A 25,707-nucleotide genomic window follows, 5' to 3' on the forward strand; every position below is an offset into this window, starting at 1 on the left:
AAGTTTTTGATGCAATTAATTGTAGTAAATATACAAAATATATAATATTATTTAAATAATTATATTGAAAGGAATGTAAAATGGTAGAAAAGCATATTAAAAATCTTGATAAAGATTTTGAAATAGATACTAATGATTTAATAAATGAATTTAGCAATAATTCTTTTCAGGTAATTAGAGTAGGTAAATTTGTAAAAGAAAAAAATATAAGTACTGGTAGTTACCAAACTAATCTTTCGGCATTTATGTTTACTATAAGTGGTAGTGCTGAAATTAAGCTTGATGGAGATACTTATATAGCAAACCAAAGCAAATTTATTCATGTATGTGAAGGCAAACAAATATCTTTTAATGTTATAGGAAATAATCCTTTTACTTATATCAATATATACTATGTAAGAAACGACAAGAGTAAAAGTGTTAATTATATGAACTCTATATTTGAAATGGAGATTAAAAATAAAGAATTTGTATTAGATTCATTAAAGAATATATTGGAAACATCTTGCAGTTTAGATATAACTTCAAAAATTAAATTACAAATGCAAGTTAATATTTTTTTAAAAGATTTATTAAAAAAAAGTAAGTCAAGACAATATAATAGTGAAAAAGAGTTATTAGGGTCTATGATAGAGTATATTGAAAAAAACTATATGAAGCATATATCACTAAAAACTCTTTCACAACTGTATGGAGAATCAACTAATAGAATTTCATACATATTTTATAAATACACAAAAGTTAGACCAATAGATTATCTTATTAAATATAGAATGGGGATTTCAGCAAGATTATTAGATGAATTTGGATATTCAGTTAAAGAAGCATCAGAAGCAGTAGGGTATACAGATGAATTTTATTTTAGTAGACTATTTAAGAAAAACTTTGGAGTACCTCCAAGCAAACTAAAGAAAAAGAATTAGACATTAAGGAGAAGATTTATGAGGGGAAAAGTAGTAAATTACAATATATTAGGAAGAGAGATACTTATATATTTACCAAAATCTTATGATGAAAATAACCATGGTAAAAAATATCCTGTTATATATATTCATGATGGAGATAAGGTATTAAATATATTAGATAAAATTATGTTTAATGTAGAAAAGTATGCACTAGAGAATAAATGTGAAGAACATATTATTGTAGGAATAGTTCCTATAAATAGGCTAGATGAATATACTCCATGGCCGGAATCATCTTTAGTAGAAAAATTTAAGCCTTTTAAAGGTAAGGGGGAAGAGTATTTAGATTTTATTGTAGATAATTTAAAGCCATGTATAGATAGTAAATTTAACACTAAGGAATATGCTAAAAATACAAGTATGATTGGTTATTCTCTTGGAGGATTAATATCACTTTTTTCAATATATAAGCATGGGTCATTTGGAAATATAGTAAGTATTTGTGGATCTCAATGGTACAGAGGTTGGATAGACTTTATGCAGAAAAATAATATTAAAAATAAAGATATTAATATATTAATTATAGCTGGACTTAGAGAAGGAGAGAATAAATTAACAATTCAAAAATATATAAAAGAATATGTTGAAAAATCTTATAGTATATTTACTTCTCAAATTGGAAAAACGAATGTATCACTTGAGTGGGATGATTATGGACATAATGAAAATGTTATAGCACGATATGAAAAAGCTATAAAACATATATATAATTTAAACAAAATAACTATCTAATAAAGTATAAGACTTTTAAGTTAATTTTTAAGAGGATACACCTTGTGTCTTCTTATTTATTTTGACTGAAAATAAATAAAGTTTATGTGACAATATCACAGAATACAAGTCGATAATATTGTAATATACTAATAGAAGATAGATATACTCTATAAGTTGAAATTAAAGGAGAGATAAAATGACAAAACCATCAGAATATCATAGCCAAGGATACACATGTGCAGAATCATTAATAAAATCATATAATGAAGAACATAACACAGATATACCAATATCAATAGGTAGTGGCATGGGAGTTGGTATGACTGTAGGAAGTATATGTGGAGCTGTAAATGCAGCAGTAGTTATAATTGGATACTTAAAGGGTAGAGATAATCACTTAGATCAAAATGAAGCAAGACAATATTCTAAAGCTTTAATGAAAAGTGTTAGAGATAAATATAACACAGAAATATGTGCAAATTTAAAGAAAAATAGAGTTGGTTGTGATGAAATAATAAACTTCACATATGATTCTTTAAATGAAATACTAAGAAATGAAAATTAATATAAGTAAGATAAAGATTCTATATAGGCATGCATATAAAACATGTACGTCTATATAGATTTTTTTGTTGTAATTAAAAAATTTTATTTTTATTATAGATTATTATTAAATCTAATCTTCTTATTATGGAATAAAGTGGTAAAATGCCGTATACTCATTATAGATTACAAATAAAATGTAATTTATTCGACATTCAAAATAACTTATAAGATATAAATTACATACAAATTTTTAAGGGAAGGGGAGAAATAATGATTGAAGTAGAAAACTTATGTAAATCATTTACGCGAGTTGTAAAAGATGAAAACAATAAGAAAAAGACAAAACTAAAAAAAATAAAAACTAAAAAGGAAGAGTTTTTAGCAGTAAACAATGTTAGTTTTACTGTAGAAAAGGGTGAGATTGTAGGGATATTAGGACCAAATGGAGCGGGGAAAACTACATTACTTAGAATGCTTGGAGGTATTTTAACACCAACTTCAGGTTATATAAAGGTAGCAGGGGTAGACTATTCTATAGATAAAAATGCAGCTAAAAAAGAAATAGGATATTTATCAGGAAATACAAAACTATACAATCGCCTTTCACCAAGAGAGCTTTTAAGAACATTTGCAAGTCTTTATGAAATGCCAAAAGATGAAATAGAAAAATCAATTGAGGAAATTTCAAAAGTAATGAATATGGAAAGTTTTATAGATAATCGTATTGAAAATTTATCAACAGGTCAAACTCAGAGAACTTCAATAGCTCGTTGCTTAGTCCATTCACCTAAGCTTTATATATTTGATGAGCCAACATTAGGGTTAGATGTAATTAGTAGTAAGTCAATAATAGACTTTATGAAATCTGAAAAAGAGAGAGGAAAGACAGTTTTATATTCAACTCACTATATGGAAGAAGCAGAAACCCTATGCGATAAAATAATAATGATTCATCAAGGTCAAATCATAGCATCAGGAACATCAAGTAAGTTAAAAGAAGAATCAAATACAAGCAACTTAAGAGATTTATTTATAAAACTAGCATCAGAAAGAGGTGATCTAGTTGAGGAGTAAAATAGTAAAGCAAATTTTTAAAAAAGAAATGTTAGATATAATAAGAGATAAAAAGACTATATTTATGATGATAATACTTCCTATAATTTTATATCCAATACTTATGGTAGGTATGTCATCTTTTATGATGATGTCAATGAGTAAAATGCAAGAGGAAGATATAAATATAGCTTTTAGTTCTAAACCAAGTAGTGCCTTAGTTTCTATTCTTGAAAAAGAAAATAAAGACGAGGGTAAAGTGAATATAGTTAAATCAACAGATAAAGAAAAAGATTTAGAAGGACAAAAAATAGATGCATATGTAGAAATAGAAAATAAAGACAATGCTAAAAATTATAAGATATATGCAAACTCTTCTAAAGAAAATTCAATGAAGGCAACTAGTAGAATAAAAAAATCATTAGATGAGTATAAAAGAGATATTGTAGAAGATAAAATAGAAGAACAAGGTCTTAATGTAGGTAATATTTTAGAGCCATTATCTTATGAAGACGTAGAAGTTGCTAAAGATGAAGAAATAGCAGGCCATATGTTAGGTCAGTTTTTACCAGTTATACTTATAGTTGGTGTTTTACTTGGGGCTATTTATCCTGCAATTGATGTTATGGCGGGGGAAAAGGAAAGAGGTACTTTAGAAACATTATTTACACTTCCTATTACAAACTTAGAATTAGTAATGGGTAAATACTTAGCAGTTTCATTTTGTGCAATATTAACAGCAATTTTAAATATAGCTTCCATACTTTTAACTATGGTGTATTTAGTTGCAAGTGCAGGACTTGGAGAACAGATTGGAATAAGTATGTCTAATATGAACCAGTTGGTATTACCAGGAATTATAACTATAATATGTGTAGGATTATTCTCAATGGTAGTTTCAGCTATAAGTATGTGTGTATGTTCACTTGCAAAGAGTTTTAAGGATGCACAAAACTATATAACTCCAGTTATGTTGTTTGTTATGATACCTTCATATGTATCTATGATACCAACTATAAAATTAGATAACTTTACAGCAGCAGTTCCAGTTGTAAATATATCTTTACTTATAAAAAGTGTTTTAACATTTAATAGTGATATAAATTTAATATCATTAGTATTTATATCAAACTTTGCTTTTGTTATTTTATCAGTACTACTATTGTCTAAAATGTTTAACTCAGAAGAAATATTATTTGGAGGTAGTAAGAGTTTTTCATTCTTAGAAAAGAGAAGTAATATTAAAAAAGGAACTATGCCAAGTGTAAGTGATGGTGCAATATTATATGCAGTAGGATTAGTTCTTCTTATATATGTAGGTATAATTTTACAGCTTAAATTTAAGATGGTTGGAGTAGGATTAACGCAAGTTATGATTATAGCACTTCCATTATTATTTGCTTTTTATATTAAAACTGATTTTAAAAAGACTTTTAGTTTAAAAATGCCAAGTATAAAACATATCATAGGTGGTGTTGTCCTTTGGGCAGGTGCGTATATATTTATGAATATTGTAATTCAAGTTATACTTCACTTCTTCCCACAAAATATGGATGTAATTGAAGCTTTAAATGAAACGATAATTATAAAGGACAATTTTATACTAAACTTACTTGTAGTAGCTCTTATGCCTGCAATTTGTGAAGAAATGTTCTTTAGAGGATTTATATATACTTCTTTTAAAGGAAAAAATAGCTATAAAGCAGCTATAGTATGTAGTGGTATATTATTTGGGTTTATGCATATGGACTTTATAAGAATAATACCTACAAGTATATTAGGTATTTCATTTGCTTACTGTGTGTATAAATCAGGGTCTATATTTGTGCCTATGATACTTCACTTTATTAATAATACGCTATCAGTAACTGCAAGTCATTACTCAGATAATGAAATTTTAAATAGGGTATTTAAATTCCTAGAAATAAACTTTAAAGATTTTAATGTAGGTGAATTTATTACTTTATTATTTATGAGTGCAATACTTATAGCTATAGGTGTATGGCTTTTAAAAGGAAATAAGTCTTTAAAAAAAGAAGTGAAAAATAATTTATAAAGTAGGGTAAAATATTTTTATATATAATTAAATTTATTTAAAAGGTAGTTGATATAGCGCTTTATTATATCAACTATCTTTTATTTTTGTTAAAAAATAATAAAAATTTAAAACTAAACAAAAACTATTTACGAATATATAAATAGAAACTAAAAAAGAGGTTAAAAAATGGATAAAGACTTAAAGCTTATTAAAAGAATAATCAATAAAAATGATAAAGAATGCGCAAATGAGCTTATATCAAAATATTATAAAGAAATATATATATATGTTTATAAGCAAGTATCAGATAAAGAAACTTCTTTGGATTTAACACAAGAGATATTTATAAGTGTACTTAAAAGCATATATAACTTTGATAAAGATAAATCATCATTTAGAACATGGCTTTATAAAATATCAACTAATAAGGTGGTAGATTATTATCGCTCTAAAAATTACAAATATAGCAAAATGATAGAAAGCATTGAAGATAAAGAAATCACTTCAAAAGATGATTTTGTGATTAATTTAGAGTACAAAGAAGATGTAAATAAGATACAAAGTGTTGTAAATAAACTGGATACTCAGTATCAAGAAATTTTTAGACTTAAGATATTTCTTGAATCCACCTTTAGCGAAATATCAAAAATACTTCAAGTTCCAGAATCAACAGTTAAAACAAAATATTACTCTATGATAAAAGTAGTAAAAAGAGAATTCAATAATATTTAGGAGGATAATATGGACAAATTTAAAATAGATATGCCAGATGAATTTGAAATAAAAAGTCAAATAAACACAATATTAGATAAAGGACTTAAAGAGCAAGAATCATTTTATTTATATATAAAAAATATGTACAAAAGTATAGGAATTAAAAATTTATTTCATGATAAATCAGAATTAATTTTTATAGCAATAGTGGTTATTTCTATATTAACTTATTTATCTATGAGAATATATCCAGAAGCAATTAATTTAGAATCAGTTAATAAAACGGAAGAAATTTATGTATTAATTTTTACTGTATCTCCACTGTATTATTTAGCTACAAATATATTTTCATTTATAAATTTAAAAGAGAATAAGACTTATGAAGTTGAAATGGTATGTAAATACAATGTTTATCAATTAGCATCTCTTAGAATGTTAGTATTTAGTGTTATTGCAGTAATTATAAATACTATATTTGTATCTAGTTTATATGAGTATATAGATGTACTAAGAGGAATAATGATTTCAATAACTTCTGTATTTTTATTTTCATCAATACTGTTATATTCATTAGTGAAAATAAAGTCTAAGTATATAAGATACATGGTAATAGCTGGATGGATACTAGTTAATGTATTACTTGTAAGTTTAAGTTTAAGTAATTATGCTAATCTGCTTCAAAATATTCCAATACTTGTATATGTGGCTATTTTAACATTAGCAATTTATTCTTATATAAAAAATATACAGATATTATCAAGATATAAAAATGTTAACTTTGCTTAAGATATGTATAGTTGAAATATTTTAAGGAATGTGTTGGCTAAATAATTAACAAATCAAATAGGTAAAGGAAGAGAATACAAATGAGAATTATAAAACATGAGATTGAAAAAGTAATTAATATAAAAACTATACTAATTTTATTTATTATAAGTGTATTATTTTACAAACTAGTAATTATCCCAAAGGCAGATGTAATTGTCAATAAAGACTCAGTAAATACAGTAGCATCTAATATGATAAAAGATTATGGTGTAACTATGGAAAATGATGAATTTAAGGATTTTAAAAATAAATACAATGAAAAAGTTAAATTAGCTAATGATTTTATAAAAGACAATGAAGAATTTAGTAATTTGAGTATATTAAATTATAAAGAGTTTGATAAGATAGTGAGAAATAATGGGGAAGAAAAATACGATAATCCAAAGCTACAAGAACTTTATTATAAATACGAATACCATGATGAAATAAGTTTATTTAATGAATTATCAGAAATAGAAAATAGATTAATTACTTATGAACATGAAAGTTCAATAGATGAAGAACCTTTTTACAATGTAGTTAATAACCAAAATGAAAATAGCAAAGAAAAAGCAATATCTAGGGAAAAGGAGATAGTAGAAAGAGGGTATAGAAACTCATTACTGCCTTATACCGTATTTGAAACATATGATGATTTAGTAAAGTCTGTAAGTATATTAATACTTATAAGTATAATATTTGTTATATCACCTATTTACTTAAAAGATAAACTAGAAAAAATAAATTATCTTCAATATTCTTCAAAGATTGGAAGAGACATATTTAAGAAAAAAGTTATAGCTACAATGTTAGTCAGTGTATTAATAACATCTATACAACTTATAGTATTTTTTATATATTATAAAACTCAAAATAATTCAATATTTTTAGACTGTAATATATCAGGACACTATAATAGCCCAATTAAATCATGGTATGATATAACATTTAGAGATTATATAGGATTAACAATAGCATGTGTATATTTAATATCAATAGCTGTATCAATGATTACTTTATATATATCTAGTAAAGTAAATACTTATATATCACTTATAGGAATTCAAGTTACAAATATATTTATCGTAAGTAATTTCTTACTGAAAATTTTAATAAATAAAGTAAGTAGTATGTATATCGTTATGAATAAAATAGGATATATTTATTTACCAAAATATTTTTTACCTATAGTATATATGGTCTTAATTATATTGCCTATATCAATATTATATTTAAGAAATAAAAAAGAATTAAAATGTGATATTTAATAGCGAATTTTTTATAAAAATTAAAACTATTTAAATAAAACATACGAACATATAAAAGAAGAAACATTTAATTATAATTAAATTCAGAAATAAACTTAAGGAGAAAGAGATGCTGAGTATAAAAAATATAACTAAAAATTATGGGGACTTTTGTGCCTTAAAAAATATAACTATGGATTTTGAAAATGGGGTATACGGTTTAGTAGCACCAAATGGAGCAGGTAAGACAACACTTATAAAAATGTTATCTACATTAATATTCCCAAGTGAGGGAGAGATACTTTACAACGGTGAAAATATACTATCCCTTGATGAGAAGTATAGAAGTATATTAGGATATTTACCACAAGAATTCGGATATTACAAAAGCTATTCACCAAATAAGTTTTTAAATTATTTAGCAGCACTAAAGGGGATAGAAAAAGATGATGCTGATAAAAAAATAAAAGAAATTTTAAAACTAGTAGCACTACAAGATGTAGCTGATAAAAAAATGAGAAAATTTTCAGGAGGCATGATACAAAGAGTGGGAATAGCACAAGCTCTTTTAAATAATCCTAAGATATTAATTCTTGATGAGCCAACAGCAGGACTTGATCCAAAGGAGAGAGCAAGATTTAGAAATCTACTTAGTGAATTATCAAGAGATAAAATTATAATTGTATCAACTCATATAGTATCAGATATAGAATCTATATCAAATGAAATAGTAATGATAAAGGACAAGCAATTATTATATAAAGATAATATAGAAAATATTTGTAAAAAGTTACATGGTAAAGTATTTGAAGCTGAAGTGAATAATAGTGAAATGTTAGAATTTAGAAAAAACTATTTAACATTATCAGAAAAACAGGAAAATCAAAAGGTAAAAGTAAGGTTTATTTGTGAAGAGGAGTACAATAAAACTTGGAATTTAGTATACCCATCTTTAGAAGATGTATTTTTATATGAGTATAAAGATGAAGTTATAGGAGTATAAGATATGGATATAAAACTTCATGAAGCTAAAAAGATAATTTCATCTCCTATTGTAATAGCCCTAACTATTATATTTATCTTTTTTAACATATTAACAATTTACAATAATTCATACATAAAGGACGAATTAAAAATTATTAATAATATGATAGGTGAATTTGGATATGAAATAAATGATGATATGTTAAATAATATGAATTTAGAATACAATGAAAAAATTAAAAAGTTTAATGAAACAACTAAAGATAAATTAAATAAAAGTTATAAAACTATGGAAGATTTTATTAATAGTGAAAACTATTATAGATATATTCATGAGGATAAAATTTTTAATGATGAAGAGTTACAATTTTTTAATGAGCTTAAGTTATTAGAAATATATAAATACTTAGCAGTAGAACAAGTAAAAAGCTATGAAGATATAAACATACTTGAAACTGGTGAAAAATATATAAAAGCTTATGGCTTAAGTGGTAAGGCTAAAGAAATAGCAAAGAAAAGATATGAGATATTAGATAAAAGATTTGAACAAATAAAAGAAGAGGGAGGTTATAAAAGTTTATTTTTTTTAGGAAGTCCATATAGAGCTTATAGCTTATTATTTCAAGATATATTATCAGAGTGTATATATGAAATAATGATATTAGTAGTTTTAATAACTTCATACCTTATAAATTATGAGTTTGATAATAAGACAAGCTTACTTGTTTATTCAACTAAAAGAGGACGAAATAATGATAGAGATAAACTTGCAGTATGCCTATTAAGTTCATTTATAATAAGTTTAATAATATTAGGAGTAACACTTTTAGCATACTTTATTACGTTTGATTATAGCAATATACTAAATATTCCTTTAAATAGTGCTTTTAACTGGGAAAATATTATGCCTATTATAAATATATTTGGACACACATTTATAAATCAATTGATGCTATCAATTTTGATAGTTATTGTTTGTATGCTTATATTTACTGCAATTACATTTGTAATATCTAAATTATTAAAAAATAGTTATATAGTATTTTTCGTATTTCTTATTATATTTGGGATTAATTTATCCGTATCAACATTTGTAAGTAAGAGCTCTCCTATAATTATGCATCTTGGTTATGATGTATTTAATTTAGCAATAAGACCAGGTAGTTGGTTTACTTCAAAGATACCTTTTATATCAAATAAATATTATGAATTAATAACAATAGTAGTTTGGGGATGCATGTGTATGTTAAGTTTAATGTTTGTAATTAAAAGGTTTAAGAAAGAAGATATAAATTAGGGGGGACTTATGAGTGTAATAAAAAATGAAATAAAAAAATATTTAATATAACTAATTTAATTATAATTGGGATTGTAACGTCATTAATATGGATACTATTTATAAATTTTGAGATTACAAAAAATTAGATATAATAAAAATAAGGTTAATTATTTACAATATAGCTAAAAGGTATGTAGAGAAATATTAAATAAAAAGATAATCGGTGGGATAATATCATCAATTGTATATACTAGAGTAAATACTTATATATCACTTATAGGTATACAAATACCAATATTATTTATATTTTACAAAATTATAAATAGATATAATGCAGGTTACTTAACAGCTGTATACGAGCCTAAATATCTTTTATATGTATTATATATAGGATTAGTAGTGGTATCAGTTTTATTAATATATATGATGATTAAAAGGGAGAAAAAATTAGATTTAAAATAATAATTATTTGTTAGAAAAGGCAGGTTTTGTGACCTGTCTTTTTTATAATAAATTATTTCATATACTAACGAATAATAGTATATTTTGGAGCAGATACTAAAATATATAGTAATATATTATATGGAGGGACAAAATGAAAAAACTTCTTGCACTAACAGTTTCTTTTTTTCTTATTTTCACAAATATATCATTTGCCGAGAAAAATGATATAATAAAATCTATTAAAGATATAACTATGGTTAATGATAGAATATCTATCATGATTAAAACTATTACAGGTGATGATCCTCTCGATATAGATGATTTCAAAAAAGAAATAAAATTTTGTGAAACTATATTAGGAGAAAACTCAAAAAAAATGACTTCATTGTACTCAAGTGAAACTGATATTGAGTTAAAAAGGTCATATTCTTTGATGTTGTATATTATATCTTTATATGAACTAAGTTTATCTAGTATGGTTGTTTATATTAATGATGATAATAAAACAGATTACTTTATTGACACATGCTCAAGTTATAGTAATGCAACTATTGCATTAAAAAATATTAAATCAATATATAATTAATAAACATAAAAGTTGTCTGTTTTTCTAATAGATGGCTTTTTTTTATTATTAAATTATATATTATTAATTTATTAAAATATATATTATAAATTCAGAAAAATGAAACATATATCTATTTATTATTTAATAATATTAAGAATAGATAAAATGCAGAAATCTAAAATACTTGTAATTTATCTACAATAATTATTTAAATAATAGGGGGAGAGTATGAAAAGTTTAATTAACAAATGGAACCAAATAAGCCTAGTTAAAAGAATTATAGTAGGCTTAATTATTGGTATTATTTTAGCTTTGGCAATTCCTAATGTTGCAAAGCCTATCGTTATTTTTGGTTCACTGTTTGTAGGTGCATTAAAAGCAGTTGCTCCAATACTTGTATTTTTCTTAGTTATGTCTGCTATTTCTTCTCATAAAAGTAATCAGCAAACAAATATGAAGTCAATTATTTTACTTTACCTTTTAGGTACATTTTTAGCAGGATTTATAGCTGTTATTGCAAGTTTTATATTCCAAATAACATTAACACTTGGTTTAGGTGTTCAAGATGTTACTCCACCGGGAGGAGTAGTAGAAGTATTAAAGGCATTACTTATGAATATTGTTGATAACCCAGTTAAGGCACTTTTCAATGCTAATTATATAGGTATATTATCTTGGGCGTTAATTCTTGGCCTTGCACTTAAAAAAGCATCAAGTTCTACTAAAACAATGATTAGTAATGTTTCAGATGCTTTATCACAAGTAGTAAAATGGATAATAAATTTCGCTCCACTTGGAATTATGGGTCTCGTATTTGATAGTATTTCTACTCAGGGGATAGAATCCTTACTTAGTTATGGACAGTTAATTATTTTATTAGTTGGATGTATGGCATTTGTTGCTCTTGTGGTCAATCCACTGATCGTTTATATTGGTATTCGTCAAAACCCATATCCACTTGTATTTAAGTGTTTAAAAGATAGTGGTATTACAGCATTTTTTACACGTAGTTCAGCTGCAAATATACCTGTAAATATGGGGTTATGTAAAGAATTAAATTTAAATAAAGATACTTATTCAGTTTCAATTCCACTAGGTGCGACTATAAATATGGGAGGAGCTGCTATTACAATTTCTATATTAACACTTGCAGCAGTCCACACACTTGGTATTGAAGTAGATATTGGTATGGCACTATTACTTAGTTTATTATCAGCTGTAAGTGCTTGCGGTGCTTCAGGTGTAGCAGGAGGTTCATTGTTATTAGTTCCACTTGCTTGTAGTTTATTTGGTATTCCAAATGATGTGGCTATGCAGGTAGTAGGTGTAGGATTTATAGTTGGTGTTATACAAGACTCTTGTGAAACAGCACTTAACTCATCAACAGATGTACTTTTTACAGCAGTAGCTGAATTTTCAAAGCTTCGTAAGGAAAAAAATAAATCAAATTAATTAATATAAAAAATCAAGAGATATAATTTATCCCTTGATTTTTTATTTTTACTTAAAAGTAATAGAATTATAAGTATATATCCGATAACTCTAAATTTGCATTATTTTTAGAACTTACAGTATCATATTCATAGTATGATTTTGTGTTCTCATTTAATGTATATATAGGCAAGTCAATTATAAACTCTGTACCAACATTTAATTTTGATACTACATCAATAGATCCTCTATGTGATTTTACAAAAGTATCAACTATAGATAATCCTATTCCACTACCTTCATTTTTTCTAGTTAAGCTTGTATCTACTTGAGAAAATCTTTTAAATATTTTTTTTATATTATCCTCTGAAATGCCGATTCCTTTATCAGCTACAATTATTCTTAAGTTATCTTTATTTTTAATAAGGTTAACATTTATGTCCATATTAGGTTTTGAGAATTTAATAGCATTTGATATTAAATTAAGAACAACTCTTTCTATTTTATCTATATCAATAGCCATGTATATAAATTCATCATTTGTATCAAAGACTAGATTTAAATTTTTAGAATTGGCTAGTGGAGTAGTTGAAACTACAATGTTTTCAATAATATCAACTACATTTACATTTTCTAAATTTAAATTCAACTTACCGTATTCATATTTATCTATGTCAATTAAGTTATTTGTAAGTCTTAATAGTCTATTGCAATTATTATCTATAATATCAAATGTATTTTCAGTAAGTTCTTTAGAATTTTTATGTTTATATCTTAATAGTTGGACTGAAGATGTAATTACATTTAAAGGAGTTCTTAACTCATGACTAATATTTGATATTAAATGAGATTTAAACATATTTAAATCTTCTGACTTTTTCAGTACGTGTTTTAATGCATTTTCATATTTTTGCTTATATATAATATAGCAAATCATTAATGAAATTATAAAAAGTACAATAATTCCAGCAAGAACAATCTTATTAAATAATTCTTCATTTCTAAATATAATATCTTTAAAGCTATTTAACATATAATAGTCTTTAGGAAGATGACTTTTATTAATATTAAATTTTTTAAGTGCATTTTTATCAAATACAAATTTACTAAGTTCTAGCTGGTCGATACTAATAGATTCACTTGGATTATTTTCAATAATATGATTTACTATATCAACGGTAGCCTTAAGAATGGAATAATGACTCATAATCCTTCCACCAACTTCTCCGTGTCCTAAACCGAGATAAGATAAACTATATACAGGAGTATATGTACATATATAATCTATAAGTGATGCTAAATCAGGTATACTTAAAAATGCATCAGTAAAGTTCCCAGGAGTGACTTTTATTATTGCATCATTATTGTTAAACTTTGATATAATGTCGGTAAAATCTTTTAGACTCATAGTACTTGTTTCAACAATATTAATATTTAAGCCTTTATCTTTATACATATTTTTATAATTTGATATAATATCATAGTCAAAATCTTTTTTAGAATTACTTAAAATATGTATGTTTTTAATATTTTTATGATTTTTAATCGCTAAGTCTATATTTGGTTTTAATAAATCAGTTGACCTAATACCTGAAACTAGATTGTGGCTTAAGGCTTTTTTTTCAAGATTATCGTCGCTTATACCAAAAAATACTATAGGAATATCTTTAAACATATCTTCTTTAAACTTTAAAGTAAATTCTAATGCCCTATCTCCACTTACTACTATTGAATCAAATTTTTTATAATCCATAGTGTGTATACTAAGAGTATTGTATATTTTACTTTCATTATTAGGGTTATTAATTGTATCAAATGGTAAAGATACAACTCTAATCTCAAAATTATCTCCTAAAATTTTAGATAAATCTTTTTTTTGTTCACTAGACACTCTGCTAATAAGACTATTATAAGATTGAAAATATAGTATTTTTCTTTTTTCTGTTTCACAATGTGTTCCAGATACTCCTAATATTATAATAATTGTCGTTAAAAATATAATGGATATTACTTTTTTCATTTATGTTTCTCTCCAATGTTTTATGTTTAAAATTTTACTCCATTTTATTTTATCACAATAATAACGACTAATTATTTATAACAGTACAACAAATACTTACATTAAATATATAAATTCGACGCCATAAAAAAACATTAAAAGTATATTAATATAATTTGAAAATATATAATCTATAGAGTAATATTTATTGTAAATATATAAGTAAAAAATAGTATTTTTTGAAAGTATATAAATTAGAAGTTTAAATTATAATTATAAAAATAGAAAAATATGTTAAAATAAAACTGTAAAAAGTAATGAAAATTTAAGGGGTTTTAACATGATTAAAATAGCAATATGTGAAGATGAGATAAAGCAACAAGAATTAATAAAAAATTATTTAGATAAGATAATTTCTAAAATAACAAGTCAATACGAAATACTAATATTCAATTCTGGGGAAGCACTATTTAATAATTATCCTGAAAATATAGACATTTTCTTACTAGATATACAAATGGACAAACTAAATGGAATGGATACAGCAAGAAAAATTAGGGAAATAGATAATAAGAATGTAGAAATAATATTTACAACATCAATAGTTGATTATATACAAGAAGGGTATGAGGTAAGAGCGTATAGATATCTACTAAAACCGATAAAGCTTGAAGAGCTTCAAAAACATATTTTATCTTGTATAGATACAATAACAAAGAATAAAGAAAATAATTTAATTATAAATAGTAAAAGTGAAATTTATAAAATTAGTATAAATGAAATAACATATATAGAAATCCTAAAAAAAGATATGATAATACATACTCTATCAAAAGATTATGAAGTAAAAAGTAGTATGGAAAAAATAGAGAAAGAATTGGAATTATATAATTTCTTTAGATGTCATAGAAGCTTTTTAGTAAATATAAATTACATTGAAAATATAAAACAATATGTAGCTATACTTGAAAATAATGAAGAAGTACCTGTTAGTAGGCATAGATTTAAAGATTTAAAGAATGAATTTTTAAATCATTTAGGAAATATACTATGTTAAGTATAGACTTATTAGGAGATATTTTAAGAAGCACTTCAATTATAGTCAAATTTTTAGTATTTATAAAAATTTTAGATTTATTATTTGAAAGAAAAGAAAATAATAAATTTTTATATGTTTCATTTATCTTATTAATAATGATAGAGATGTTACCACATAAAATAATATTAAATTATTATGATTTTATTAATAATTTACTTATGTTGTGTTGGATTTTATTTGCTAAGAAATATTATAAAATAAGTTATTTTCAAGGAATAAGCACTTATATAATATATGATATTGTATATTATATTATTTCTGATAATATACTTAGTATTGTATATTTTTTCGTAACAAAAAATTTAATAACTAGGAGTACTACGTCAACTCAAAATGTGGATTTAATAGTTTCGTATAGCCATATTATAGAATTATTTATAAATTTAATTTTTATATATATAGTAAAAAAATTAATAAAGTTAGATACTGAGAAAAGAAATATTATATATATGATAGTTTGTATTTTAGCAAATTTATCAATTGCACTTATGAACTACATACCGAGTATAGTTAGAGAGGTAAATCTTTATAGTGAGTTGAGTAGATTCAATTATATTTCAGCACCTAAGTTAAGTATTGTGAGCAGTGTTTTACTTACAATTGTAATGATTCAAATAATTAGAGACAATAAAATAAAGGCAGATAATAAAATAATAAAAGAAAAATTAGATATGCAGTATAACTATTATTTAAATATTCAAGAATCTCAAAATAAAGTAAAAAAACTATACCACGATATAAATAATCATATGGCTTGCATTAAGAGTTTGTATAATGAAAAAGAAGATGTAGATAAGTATATGGATAGTATAAATAAAGAGATGTATGATTTTCAAAATGCTTTTAATACTGAAAATATGATACTAGATATAATATTAAATGAAAAAAAAGTACTGTGTGAAAAGAATAATATAGATTTATTTTGCAATATCAATTTTTCAAAGTGTAAATTTATAGAAATGGCAGATGTATGTGCTATATTTTCAAATATATTAGACAATGCAATTGAGGCTTGCAATAGTATAGAAAATGATACAATACATAAAAACATAAATATTAGAGGGACACTAGTAAAATCATATTATGTTATAAAATGTGAAAATAGTAAGATTAATAAAGTTAAGATTAAAAATAATAAAGTCTTTACTAGTAAAAAAGATAAATATCTTCATGGTATAGGTTTAGAAAGTGTAAAATCATCACTTAAAAAGTATGATGGAGAGTTTAAAATAGAAGACTTAGAAAATAAATTTATAATAAAAATATATATACCGCTACAAAAACATGACAGTTGGGACAGTTAAAATACCAACTGGGGAAAGTATATTGTAGATAAATATTTAAAATGTTACCTTTTAAACATAAGAGGTAACATTTTTTATTTAAAGAAATCATACTCTACCTTAAAAATCGGCCGATTAAATTAATAACACTTAAAACAACTAGGAGGGATAAAATGAGAAAAGCTATATATCTAGCAATTCAATATATGAAAAAGCAAAAGGGAAGAACTTTTTCTTTAATCATTGGTATATCATTAGCAGTTATGTTGGTATTTTCATTAAATGTAGTACCAGAAACTAAAAGTAAAATAGAAACTGAAAGAGCATATAAAACTTATGGAGATTACCACGTTGAGTATAGTAACTTAGATAAGGATATAGTAGAAAAACTAAGAGATGAAAAAGGCATAAGAGATATGTATGAAATAGTTAATCTAGGAAGTATTGTAGATAAAAATGGGATAACTATGGCACTAGATTCATCTAATAAAGATTTTATAAAAGAGATTGGATATAAGTTGGAAAAAGGTAGATTACCACAAAATGAAAATGAAATTATATTAGAATCTAAAGCATTAGAAAAAATGGGTGTAGATGAAAAACTAAATCAAAATATAAATTTCAACATACAAAAAGAATATAAAGAGAAAGATGGAGAAAATAAAATATTTGCTAAAAATAATTCTTTTAAGTTAGTAGGGATAATATCAAAGCCTAAAGATTACTATGAAGAGTATGAAGACCACATATTAAAAGCATTTGCTTATTACCAAGAAGGAAAAGATAACTTTATACCACTAGATTTAGTAAAATATGGAGGTACATTAAGTTTTAGTACAAAAGCACCTCAAATGAGTAAGATAGAAGGTGTAATTGGTAAATATGGATTAAGCCAAATGAATTTTATGGGTAATGCAGGACTAATCCAAACTTTAAACTCATTTGAAATGCAAGGAACAACGAAGTTTGAGGCAAATAATAAATTATTGCCTATGTTTACAGCAGTTCTTGTTATATACAATATATTCAATATGGTACTTGTAGATATGACTAAGCAATTAGGTACATTAAAAGCAATAGGAGCATCAAAGAAACATATAAGAATAATAATTTTAACTCAAAGTTTATTAGTTTTAGTACTTGGAACATTAATTGGGATTTTATTAGGAATAATTTTATCATATATAGGACTAGCTATGATTTATAAAGGAATTATAGGTCTATATATAAGTAAAAATAGTTTATTACAGCCTATAACTATGGCGACTATTACTGTTTTAATAGCTAGTATTGTACCAATATACAAATCAGGGAAAATTTCTCCAATAGAAGCGATAAGAAGTAGTGATAAAACTAGTTCTAAGCAAAAAAATAGATTTTACTATAAATTTATAAGAAAAGTATTTGGTGTAAGTGGAGAGAGGGCTTATAAAAATCTGTGGAGAAATAAAATTAGAACAATACTGTCAATACTTGCAATAAGCTTAGGTGGAAGTTTATATATAAAGATGATGGCTTTATATAATGATGACTACTCATATGATAATACTGCATGGAGCATTATGTCTATGGGAGATATAGATATAAATTTAACTCATAATAGATTTAATGTTAATAATAGTTATGCAGGATATAGTAGTAAATATATAGATGAAGTATCTAAGATAAAAGATGTAAAAAGTGTAGAAGCTAGTACCTCTATTTATGGATACTTAAAACCTGAGTTTTCTAATTTAGATAATGAGTATATAAAAAATCAAGGAATTTCAAAAGAAGATAAAGTACTTGAAACTGATTTGTGGATGCAGGGTTATGATGAAAAAACATTAAAAGGATTTGATAAATATATAGAAAAAGGAAGTACAGATTTAAATAAAGATAAATCAAAGTATCCAAATGTACTTGTCTATAATCATTTTTATAATGGTGATAATAAAAATAAAATATTAAAAGATTTAAATATAGGAGATTTATTAACTACAAAAATACCAGCTATAGAAAATGGGAAAGAAGTATATAAAGATATGACTGTAAGAGTAGCTGGATTTATAAATAGAAAATGGGGAAAAGAAAGAGAGATTGGTAACTTTTCTGCTATGCAAGTAGCTATTTCTCAAGATGAATTATGGCAATTTACAGGAAGAAATACTTATAATAAAATCTCTATGAAAATCGAAAAAGGCAGTGATGTGGCTGTTCATAAGAAATTAGAAAAAGTAATTAAAAATGAGCCATATGGAGAAATAGAGAGTAAATATAAATATAAACAGTTCTTTGAAAAACAAGAAGTTGAAAATAAAAGAGTAGTACTATTAGTAGTATCACTTATTCTTGTAATATCTTCTCTCAACATACTTTGCACAATAAAAACAAATTTAATAATGCGTATTAAAGAATTTGCAACATTAAGAGCAATTGGTATGAGTATGAAAAAACTTAAACGTATGATAATGATAGAATCTATTATGTATGGACTTTTAGGTGGAATAATTGCGAGTGTCTATGCAACCTATGACCAATATAAATATGTAAAGATAGTCAATGAAATAGTAGCAAGTGGATTTGGAACTCAAAATGTACAAGCTTTTAAAATTCCTATAATAGAAATACTTCAATATATATCTGTTTGTGTATTAATTTGTGTATTAGCAGTTTTATTAGTTAGAAAGAAAATAGAAGAACTTAGTATAGTAGAAGGTCTAAGAAATGATGAGTAAAGGTGGGATAGATATGAATATATTAGAGATAACTAATTTAAATAAAGTATATGGTAAAAATGATAATAAAGTAGAGGCATTAAGAGATATTAATTTATGTATAGAAAAAGGAAAATTTACATCTATTATAGGGCCTAGTGGTAGTGGAAAATCTACACTACTTCATTGTATATCAGGTCTTGATAGTATAACTTCAGGAAAAGTGATTTTAGATAATAAAGATATATCTAAATTAAAAGAAGAAGAGTTGGCAAAACTTAGACGAGAAAAGTTTGGATTTATATTTCAAAGTTTTAACTTAATTCCGGTAGTTAATGTTTATGAAAATATAACGCTACCTATAGATTTAGATGATAAAAAAGTAGATAAAAATTATATTTATAAAATTATAGATTTATTAGGACTTAAGGATAAAATAAATAAATTTCCAAATGAATTAAGTGGAGGTCAACAACAAAGAGTGGCAATAGCAAGGGCCTTAGCTAATAAGCCAGATATAATATTTGCAGATGAGCCAACAGGGAATTTAGATAGTAAGACTACTGATGAGGTAATGAATTTATTAAAAGAATGTGTTAAAAGTTTTGGTCAAACTTTAGTTATGATAACTCATAATAATGAAATAGCTAATATGTCTGATAGAATTATAAAAATACAAGATGGAAGAGTGTGTGAAAGTTAATATGATAAATAAAAAACTGGATTTTAAATCCAGTTTTTTTATTTACAAACTAAAAGATTATATAAAAAATATCTTTACATATTTTGAAAAATAAATTATTATATACATAGATTTACTATACATAGTAAATCTATGTATATAAGGAGGGCTTATGAAAATAAATAAAGAGTTGTTAAAAGGAAGCACGACAATATTGATTTTAAGTTTATTAAAAAGAAAACCAATGTATGGTTATGAAATTATTAAAGAAATAGAGCTAAAGTCTAGCGGTGTTTTTAACTTTAAAGAAGGAACATTATATCCGATACTACACACACTAGAAAGTAACGAAATGGTAGAGTCTTTCTGGAGTGAAGGGGAAAGTGCTAGAAAGAGAAAGTACTATAAAATAACAGATAAAGGGAACAAACAACTTAGGGAAAAAGAAGATGAATGGAAACTATTTACTAATACTGTAAATGGGATATTACTGGAGGACTAAAATAATATGAATTTAGAGAATAACCAAAATATAAAAGATTTTTTAGATAACATAATAATACATATTAAAAATAAAGATGTTCATAATGAGGTTAAAATGGAATTTGAATCTCATATATTAGAAATTGTATATGAATTTATAGATAATGGATTAAGTGAAGAGAAATCAATAGAAGAAGCTATAAAAAGAATGGGGGATCCTAAAAAAATAGGAGCAAGATTAAATAAAGTACATAAACCACGACCAGACTATGTAACTATACTATTAACTATAGGGCTTTTATCTATTGGGGTGTTAACTATGTATTCACTTATGAAAAGTGATTTAGTAAGCAAGGGTATGGTTTATAAAAATATACTAAGTGCTATGCTAGGTGGAATTATAAGTATAGGTATCTATAAATTTGATTATAGAAAGATAAAAAAATATAGTTATCATATGTATTTTTTAATGCTTGGATTATTATTTATAGATAAAATTTTAAATTCGAATACTTATGGTATAAATACTATATCTAACAATATATCATTACTAAGCACTATGATATTTTTAATATCATTATCTGGAATAATTCAATTATTGGATTTAAGTAAAATAAAGAATATAATGACTTTAATTATACTATCTATTATTCCTATGTTTACTTTAATAGATATACCAAGTGTTACTATGGCTCTGTTTTATATATTTACAGTTAATATAATATTTTTTATGTCAAAAGCACCAAAGGAATATAAGCTAGGAATAATTGTAATAGAATTATTAGGGCTAATTACTGTATTTATTAAAATATTAAATACACCATATTTGACATATAGACTATTAGGATATATGCCAGGAATATTTAAAAATACGTCTGATTATATAGGTTCATATATACAAACTGAGTCTATGAAATTATTAGATAGTGCTACTTTATTTGGTCAACATATAAATGGAATTAATATGAATATTATTTTTCTAAAAAATGATTTAATATTTACTGCTATTGCATATTCTCTAGGATGGATAATGGCAATTGTTAGTTTAGCTGTAATTGTAGCTTTTTTAGTGAGAAATTTTGTACTAGTGTTTAAAGTTAAAGATAATTTTGGTAAATTAGTTACTGCTTCTATAGTAAGTATGTTATCACTTCAATTTACAGCTACTATTTTATATTCATTAGGACTATCACCTTTAACATTTTGTATACCATTTATAAGCTCTGGTGGTACTAATATGTTTACTAACTGCATAATGATAGGTATTTTATCTAGTGTATATAGAAGAAAATCATTAGTTACTATATAAACAAGCAGTTGTTATGTTATATCTATAATGTTAAGCTTTTTTATAGTGAATATAAAAGGGGGAAAATTATATGACTATACAAATTTTTACGATTTCGTATACTATGCTTTATGGAATTATAGTTGCTGGAATTTTAGGGATAGGACTAGGGGCTTTTTATTTATTAAAAAGAGTATGCTAAGTAATATATTTTCTTAGTATGCTCTTTTTAATTTTTATATTAAATCTAAATAATTTAATTAAACCCTAGAGAACAAGACTTCTAAAAGATTTATACTATCTCCATAGAAAGTAGTAAACTCTTCATTTTTACTATCTGCAACATGACTAACAGGTATGGAAAGAGATACGTCAGAAATAGTACTTATACTACTATTAGAGTTTGAAGTTATAGATATAATATCTCCTCCAAGATCAGATAATTGTTCAATTTTTCTAATACACGCAAAGTTTTCCCCAGACTTTGATATAACTATTAAAGTAGGGTTGTGATTTTTTTCGTATACTATAGGTATTTCTAAACCATGTAACAATATAACGTTATACTTTTTTACTAATAGTTTTCTATGTATGTATCCTGTTACAAACTCACAAAAACCTTCTCCGTATAGATAAATATATTTATCTTTATTTAAATATGTTTTAGACAATTCATTTAAGTCATTCAAAGGACGCTTTGAATTCCATGAAAAACTATCTTCCTTTTTGATGCTGTTAACCAAAGTATCCGATGTCATCCTTTTTACATCAAAAATTAGTTCATTGTATCCGCTATATCCAAGCTTTTTAGCCAATCTAATAATAGATGCCGTAGAAGTAAAGTTTGCTTTAGCAAGTTGTCTTATACCTTCTTTTTTTATCTTTTCTGGACTAGCAAACATATACTCAAGTATTTTTACTTCTGAATCTGATAAATTTTGATTTTTAAAGATTCTACCAACATGAAATGTTTTGTTCATAGATATCCCCTTTCCAGAATTTTACACATTTAATATATAAGTAAATTATATCATAAACCATTTACATTATGAAACATGTTACGCTATTGTACATCCGTTACAAATGGGAAGTAAAGTATATTCATAAGGATAAAAAGAATATATACTTAAAATATATCAAAGGAAAGGGGGAGACGGATATTAAAAAATTAATTATTAACGCAGACGATTTTGGATATTCTCATGCTGTTAACCTAGGAATAGCGGAGAGTCATATAAATGGAGTGCTAACATCTACCACATTAATGGCAAATATGCCAGGGACAAAACATGCAGTTGAATTATCTAAAAAAATGCCTAAATTGGCAATAGGGGTACATCTAACATTGACGTGTGGGAAGCCTATTTTAGGTAATAGTGTAAGTTCATTAACAAAAGAAGACGGCTATTTTTATAAGTTAAGTAATTTTGAAAAAGGAATTGTAAATATTAATAAAAATGAACTTTATAGTGAGTGGAAAGCTCAAATAGATAGATTATACTCATTTGGGATTAAGTTAAGCCATATTGATTCCCATCACCATATACATACATTTAAAGAACAAATGGAAGTAGTTAAAATGCTTTCAAAAGAATACAATCTACCTGTTAGAAATTGTAACAGGATAACAAAGGATAGTGAAATAAATTTTTTAGATTTATGTAATTACGACCCTATTAGAGATATGACTACTAAGTATATGTCAGTTAGAGAACAATGTTTTAAGATTATTGAATCAAATATACTTAAAAATATTGAGTTTGAGAAAAGTGAAGCAATGTGTCATCCAGCATTTTTAGATAGCCCTTTACTTGAAGGATCATCTTTTAATATTGCTAGAATAAGAGAAGTAGATATACTATGTGATCCTTATATGAAAGAGCTTATAAATAAATACGATATAGAACTTTGTAATTATAATAATATATAAATTTAAAGGGGGAAATTATTTTGACTAATTCACTTCGATTACTAAGTAATCAATTATCTAAGCTTGGAAAAGCAATGCTAGTACCAGTTGTTGCTATGCCTGTTGCTGGTCTTTTATCAAGACTTGGTCAGCCAGATTTACTAAACTTAGATATATTAAAAATTGCATCTGATGTTGTATTTGGAAATTTAGATTTATTATTTGCTGTTGGATGTATACTTGCATATACAAAGAGTAAAGACAAATCATCAGCAGTTTTAGCAGGAGTACTTTCAGTTATGGTGTTCAGGCAAGCGCTTACCTACTTGAATGAAAGTACTAGTATGGGAGTATTTGGAGGTATAGTATCGGGTATAAGTACTGCTACTATATATAATTATAGTAAAAACTGGAAAGTACCAAGTATGTTTTCTTTCTTTGCAGGAGAAAAATTAGCTATAACTTTAGGGCCAATATTTTCACTTGTTTTAGCAGGAGCATTTAGTTTTATATGGCCTCCAATAGAAGCAGGATTAGATACTTTTGCAATAGGTCTTGGATCAATGGGAATTATAGGAGTATTTTTATTTGGATTTTTAAACCGTGTTTTAATCCCAACTGGACTACATCATGTTTTTAATGCTTACATATTTTATGAATTAGGAAGTTATACAACAGCAAATGGAACAGTAGTAACAGGAGAGATGACAAGATTTTTAGCTGGAGATCCAAGTGCAGGATCATTCTTAATAATGTTTTACGTAATTATGGTATTTGGAATACCAGGTATATCTTTAGCAATGTATAAAACTGCACGTCCAGAAAATAAAGAAGAAGTAAAAGGATTAGCAAACAGTGGTGCATTAACTTCAATATTTGCAGGAGTAACAGAGCCAATTGAATTTTCATTCATGTTTATATCTCCACTTTTATACTTTATACATTCAGTGTTTACAGGTTTAGCAGGAGCTATATTATATTTATTTGATTCAAGACTTGGTTTTGCATTTGGATTTAACATAATAGATTTAACACTAAATTGGAACATGGGTAACAATGTAATATATGTAATACCTGTTGGGATAGCATTCTTCTTCTTATACTATTTCACTTTTAAGACACTTATCATTAAAAAAGATATAAAAACTCCAGGAAGAAGTGAAAATATTACTGAAAATATAGATGAAAGTTCATTAAAATTATCTCATTCAAACTATGCATATATGGCGAAGAAATTATTACAAAATGTTGGTGGAGTTGAAAATATAGTTAACGCTGAAAACTGTGTTACAAGAATGCGTTTAGAAATAAAAGATATAAACTTAATAAATGAAGATAACATAAAGAAAACAGGCGCAAAAGGTGTAGTAAAAGTAAATAAAAATAATATACAAATTATAGTAGGGACAGAAGTAGTTCATGTAATGAAAGAATTTAATGCATTACTAAGTGAATTAGCAAGTGAGGGAGGCAAATAA

Annotated in this window: 22 protein-coding genes; 20 read left to right on the top strand and 2 right to left on the bottom strand. The window is 25.0% G+C overall.

What is annotated here, in order from left to right; translation table 11 throughout:
* Window positions 1–80: 80 nt before the first annotated feature.
* From JNUCC81_RS04960 to sstT, 12 genes are all read left to right on the top strand, one after another.
* Window positions 81–923: a helix-turn-helix domain-containing protein gene (locus tag JNUCC81_RS04960; protein WP_208334141.1), complete on the top strand. Its 843-nt coding sequence runs from the start codon at window positions 81–83 to the stop codon at window positions 921–923.
* A gap of 18 nt (window positions 924–941) precedes the next feature.
* On the top strand, window positions 942–1,697 hold the full coding sequence (locus JNUCC81_RS04965) for an alpha/beta hydrolase (protein WP_454095562.1): 756 nt from the start codon (window positions 942–944) through the stop codon (window positions 1,695–1,697).
* Between the two features lie 178 nt (window positions 1,698–1,875).
* Window positions 1,876–2,244: a C-GCAxxG-C-C family (seleno)protein gene (locus tag JNUCC81_RS04970; protein ID WP_454095563.1), complete on the top strand. Its 369-nt coding sequence runs from the start codon at window positions 1,876–1,878 to the stop codon at window positions 2,242–2,244.
* Window positions 2,245–2,495: 251 nt separating this feature from the next.
* On the top strand, window positions 2,496–3,299 hold the full coding sequence (locus tag JNUCC81_RS04975) for an ABC transporter ATP-binding protein (protein ID WP_454095564.1): 804 nt from the start codon (window positions 2,496–2,498) through the stop codon (window positions 3,297–3,299).
* The gene (locus JNUCC81_RS04980) at window positions 3,289–5,334 is read left to right on the top strand and encodes an ABC transporter permease subunit/CPBP intramembrane protease (RefSeq protein ID WP_454095565.1); all 2,046 of its coding nucleotides are present in this window, start codon (window positions 3,289–3,291) and stop codon (window positions 5,332–5,334) included. Before JNUCC81_RS04975 ends, JNUCC81_RS04980 begins: the two co-directional genes overlap by 11 nt.
* A 168-nt stretch (window positions 5,335–5,502) precedes the next feature.
* Window positions 5,503–6,048 carry an RNA polymerase sigma factor gene (locus JNUCC81_RS04985; RefSeq protein ID WP_454095566.1) on the top strand — a complete coding sequence of 182 codons (546 nt, stop codon included), beginning with the start codon at window positions 5,503–5,505 and terminating at the stop codon, window positions 6,046–6,048.
* A gap of 9 nt (window positions 6,049–6,057) precedes the next feature.
* Window positions 6,058–6,816, top strand: a complete 759-nt coding sequence (locus JNUCC81_RS04990; RefSeq protein ID WP_454095567.1) for a hypothetical protein — start codon at window positions 6,058–6,060, stop codon at window positions 6,814–6,816.
* An 80-nt stretch (window positions 6,817–6,896) separates the two neighbouring features.
* Window positions 6,897–8,105, top strand: coding sequence for a hypothetical protein (locus JNUCC81_RS04995; RefSeq protein WP_454095568.1), 1,209 nt, complete (start codon window positions 6,897–6,899; stop codon window positions 8,103–8,105).
* Window positions 8,106–8,214: 109 nt separating this feature from the next.
* Entirely contained in the window at window positions 8,215–9,087 is an 873-nt protein-coding gene (locus JNUCC81_RS05000; protein ID WP_454095569.1) for an ABC transporter ATP-binding protein, read from the top strand.
* 3 nt (window positions 9,088–9,090) lie between these two features.
* Window positions 9,091–10,365 carry a hypothetical protein gene (locus JNUCC81_RS05005; RefSeq protein ID WP_454095570.1) on the top strand — a complete coding sequence of 425 codons (1,275 nt, stop codon included), beginning with the start codon at window positions 9,091–9,093 and terminating at the stop codon, window positions 10,363–10,365.
* 577 nt (window positions 10,366–10,942) lie between these two features.
* Window positions 10,943–11,377 carry a hypothetical protein gene (locus tag JNUCC81_RS05010; protein ID WP_454095571.1) on the top strand — a complete coding sequence of 145 codons (435 nt, stop codon included), beginning with the start codon at window positions 10,943–10,945 and terminating at the stop codon, window positions 11,375–11,377.
* A 210-nt stretch (window positions 11,378–11,587) separates the two neighbouring features.
* On the top strand, window positions 11,588–12,811 hold the full coding sequence (gene sstT / locus JNUCC81_RS05015) for a serine/threonine transporter SstT (RefSeq protein ID WP_454095572.1): 1,224 nt from the start codon (window positions 11,588–11,590) through the stop codon (window positions 12,809–12,811).
* A 67-nt stretch (window positions 12,812–12,878) separates the two neighbouring features.
* On the opposite strand, the gene JNUCC81_RS05020 is transcribed toward sstT, so the two are convergent.
* Entirely contained in the window at window positions 12,879–14,810 is a 1,932-nt protein-coding gene (locus tag JNUCC81_RS05020; protein ID WP_454095573.1) for an ABC transporter substrate binding protein, read from the bottom strand.
* Window positions 14,811–15,129: 319 nt separating this feature from the next.
* Here JNUCC81_RS05020 and JNUCC81_RS05025 point away from each other — a divergent pair, with 319 nt between their 5' ends.
* From JNUCC81_RS05025 to JNUCC81_RS05050, 6 genes are all read left to right on the top strand, one after another.
* Window positions 15,130–15,846 carry a LytR/AlgR family response regulator transcription factor gene (locus JNUCC81_RS05025; RefSeq protein ID WP_454095574.1) on the top strand — a complete coding sequence of 239 codons (717 nt, stop codon included), beginning with the start codon at window positions 15,130–15,132 and terminating at the stop codon, window positions 15,844–15,846.
* Complete coding sequence (locus JNUCC81_RS05030; RefSeq protein WP_454095575.1) at window positions 15,840–17,192, top strand: ATP-binding protein; 1,353 nt, start codon at window positions 15,840–15,842, stop codon at window positions 17,190–17,192. The genes JNUCC81_RS05025 and JNUCC81_RS05030 overlap by 7 nt, the downstream gene beginning before the upstream one ends.
* A 152-nt stretch (window positions 17,193–17,344) precedes the next feature.
* Window positions 17,345–19,888, top strand: a complete 2,544-nt coding sequence (locus JNUCC81_RS05035) for an ABC transporter permease (protein WP_454095576.1) — start codon at window positions 17,345–17,347, stop codon at window positions 19,886–19,888.
* 13 nt (window positions 19,889–19,901) lie between these two features.
* Window positions 19,902–20,570 (top strand): ABC transporter ATP-binding protein, encoded by a 669-nt coding sequence (locus JNUCC81_RS05040; protein WP_454095577.1) that lies wholly within the window; start codon window positions 19,902–19,904, stop codon window positions 20,568–20,570.
* A gap of 151 nt (window positions 20,571–20,721) precedes the next feature.
* On the top strand, window positions 20,722–21,051 hold the full coding sequence (locus JNUCC81_RS05045; RefSeq protein WP_454095578.1) for a PadR family transcriptional regulator: 330 nt from the start codon (window positions 20,722–20,724) through the stop codon (window positions 21,049–21,051).
* A 6-nt stretch (window positions 21,052–21,057) separates the two neighbouring features.
* Window positions 21,058–22,341, top strand: coding sequence for an FtsW/RodA/SpoVE family cell cycle protein (locus JNUCC81_RS05050; RefSeq protein WP_454095579.1), 1,284 nt, complete (start codon window positions 21,058–21,060; stop codon window positions 22,339–22,341).
* Between the two features lie 239 nt (window positions 22,342–22,580).
* Here the strand turns inward: JNUCC81_RS05050 and JNUCC81_RS05055 are convergent, their stop codons facing one another.
* Window positions 22,581–23,300, bottom strand: a complete 720-nt coding sequence (locus JNUCC81_RS05055; protein WP_454095580.1) for a MurR/RpiR family transcriptional regulator — start codon at window positions 23,298–23,300, stop codon at window positions 22,581–22,583.
* A gap of 68 nt (window positions 23,301–23,368) precedes the next feature.
* Here JNUCC81_RS05055 and chbG point away from each other — a divergent pair, with 68 nt between their 5' ends.
* Together chbG and JNUCC81_RS05065 are read left to right on the top strand one after the other, a co-directional pair.
* Window positions 23,369–24,250, top strand: a complete 882-nt coding sequence (gene chbG, locus JNUCC81_RS05060; protein ID WP_454095581.1) for a chitin disaccharide deacetylase — start codon at window positions 23,369–23,371, stop codon at window positions 24,248–24,250.
* A gap of 20 nt (window positions 24,251–24,270) precedes the next feature.
* Window positions 24,271–25,707 (top strand): PTS transporter subunit EIIC, encoded by a 1,437-nt coding sequence (locus tag JNUCC81_RS05065; protein ID WP_454095582.1) that lies wholly within the window; start codon window positions 24,271–24,273, stop codon window positions 25,705–25,707.

This window comes from Faecalimicrobium sp. JNUCC 81, from assembly GCF_053667625.1.